Source organism: Tabrizicola sp. BL-A-41-H6, from assembly GCF_050632395.1.
Taxonomy (GTDB): Bacteria; Pseudomonadota; Alphaproteobacteria; order Rhodobacterales; family Rhodobacteraceae; genus JAUYQR01.
The window spans coordinates 1-2,500 of record NZ_CP192600.1 but is presented as its reverse complement, the minus strand read 5'-3'; the positions used below and the strand labels follow the sequence as shown (position 1 = coordinate 2,500).

Genomic DNA, 2,500 nt, shown 5'->3' with positions numbered 1-2,500 from the left:
GGACACGTGAAATCCTGTCTGAAGATCGGGGGACCACCCCCGAAGGCTAAGTACTCCTTACTGACCGATAGCGAACCAGTACCGTGAGGGAAAGGTGAAAAGCACCCCGACGAGGGGAGTGAAACAGTACCTGAAACCGGACGCCTACAAGCAGTCGGAGGGACCATGAGTCCTGACGGCGTACCTTTTGTATAATGGGTCAACGACTTGGTCTTACGAGCAAGCTTAAGCCGATAGGTGTAGGCGCAGCGAAAGCGAGTCTTAAAAGGGCGCATGAGTTCGTGGGATCAGACCCGAAACCAGGTGATCTAGCCATGAGCAGGATGAAGGCACGGTAACACGTGCTGGAGGTCCGAACCAACACCCGTTGAAAAGGGTCTGGATGACTTGTGGCTAGGGGTGAAAGGCTAATCAAACCTGGAGATAGCTGGTTCTCCGCGAAAGCTATTTAGGTAGCGCCTCGGACGAATACCTCGGGGGGTAGAGCACTGCATGGATGATGGGGGCCCACAGCCTTACTGAGTCTAAGCAAACTCCGAATACCCGAGAGTACTATCCGGGAGACACACGGCGGGTGCTAACGTCCGTCGTGAAGAGGGAAACAACCCTGACCTGCAGCTAAGGCCCCTAATTCGTGGCTAAGTGGGAAAGCATGTGGGACGGCCAAAACAACCAGGATGTTGGCTTAGAAGCAGCCATCATTTAAAGATAGCGTAACAGCTCACTGGTCTAGATAAGCTGTCCTGCGGCGAAGATGTAACGGGGCTCAAGCCACGAGCCGAAGCTCAGGATGCACAGCGATGTGCGTGGTAGCGGAGCGTTCTGTGATATAGCTCATCATGTCTTATCTGCATAACCTCCAGCAATGGGGGGCGGAGACGGACATGGAGAGCTTTCTGTGAAGCCGGGCTGAAAGGCATCCGGTGGAGAGATCAGAAGCGAGAATGTTGACATGAGTAGCGACAAAGAGGGTGAGAGACCCTCTCGCCGAAAGTCCAAGGGTTCCTGCTTAAAGCTAATCTGAGCAGGGTAAGCCGGCCCCTAAGGCGAGGCCGAAAGGCGTAGTCGATGGGAACACGGTTAATATTCCGTGGCCAGGAGGATGTGACGGATCTCGACGGTTGTCTGCCCTTATCGGATTGGGTGGGCTGCTTAGAGGTTCCAGGAAATAGCCCTCCATCAGACCGTACCCTAAACCGACACAGGTGGACTGGTAGAGTATACCAAGGCGCTTGAGAGAACCACGTTAAAGGAACTCGGCAAAATGCCTCCGTAAGTTCGCGAGAAGGAGGCCCCGTCTGTACGCAAGTATGGGCGGGGGGCACAAACTAGGGGGTGGCGACTGTTTACTTAAAACACAGGGCTGTGCGAAGCCGTAAGGCGACGTATACAGTCTGACGCCTGCCCGGTGCTGGAAGGTTAAAAGGAGGGGTGCAAGCTCTGAATTGAAGCCCCAGTAAACGGCGGCCGTAACTATAACGGTCCTAAGGTAGCGAAATTCCTTGTCGGGTAAGTTCCGACCTGCACGAATGGCGTAACGATCTCCCCGCTGTCTCTAACGTGGACTCAGCGAAATTGAACTGTGTGTCAAGATGCACACTACCCGCGGTTAGACGGAAAGACCCCATGCACCTTTACTCCAGCTTTGCACTGGCATCAGGATTGTGATGTGCAGGATAGGTGGTAGGCATTGAAGCGGGGACGCCAGTCTTCGTGGAGCCTCCCTTGAGATACCACCCTTCGCACTTCTGATGTCTAACCGCGGCCCGTTATCCGGGTCCGGGACCCTGCATGGTGGGGAGTTTGACTGGGGCGGTCGCCTCCCAAACAGTAACGGAGGCGCGCGAAGGTAGGCTCAGACCGGTCGGAAATCGGTCGTTGAGTGCAATGGCAGAAGCCTGCCTGACTGCAAGACTGACAAGTCGAGCAGAGACGAAAGTCGGTCATAGTGATCCGGTGGTCCCAAGTGGGAGGGCCATCGCTCAACGGATAAAAGGTACGCTGGGGATAACAGGCTGATGATGCCCAAGAGTCCATATCGACGGCATCGTTTGGCACCTCGATGTCGGCTCATCTCATCCTGGGGCTGGAGCAGGTCCCAAGGGTATGGCTGTTCGCCATTTAAAGAGGTACGTGAGCTGGGTTTAGAACGTCGTGAGACAGTTCGGTCCCTATCTGCCGTGGGTGTAGGAGACTTGAGAAGAGTTGCCCCTAGTACGAGAGGACCGGGGTGAACGAACCACTGGTGGACCAGTTATCGTGCCAACGGTAGTGCTGGGTAGCTATGTTCGGACAGGATAACCGCTGAAGGCATCTAAGCGGGAAGCCCCCTTCAAAACAAGGTCTCCCTTGAGGGCCGTGGTAGACCACCACGTCGATAGGCCGGAGGTGTAAGTGCAGCAATGCATTCAGCTGACCGGTACTAATGGCCCGATAGGCTTGATTTGATCCAGAAACAGCAAGGCAGAAAATGCCCCGAAACGGATCGTCAAAAGCAACA

The 2,500-nt window shown here is 55.0% G+C and carries 1 rRNA gene (cut by a window edge); it reads left to right on the top strand.

Features of this window, described 5'->3' with window-relative positions:
* A 23S ribosomal RNA gene (locus tag ACROUL_RS00005) occupies positions 1-2,447 on the top strand; it begins 402 nt to the left of the window's first position.
* The last annotated feature ends 53 nt before the right edge of the window (positions 2,448-2,500 follow it).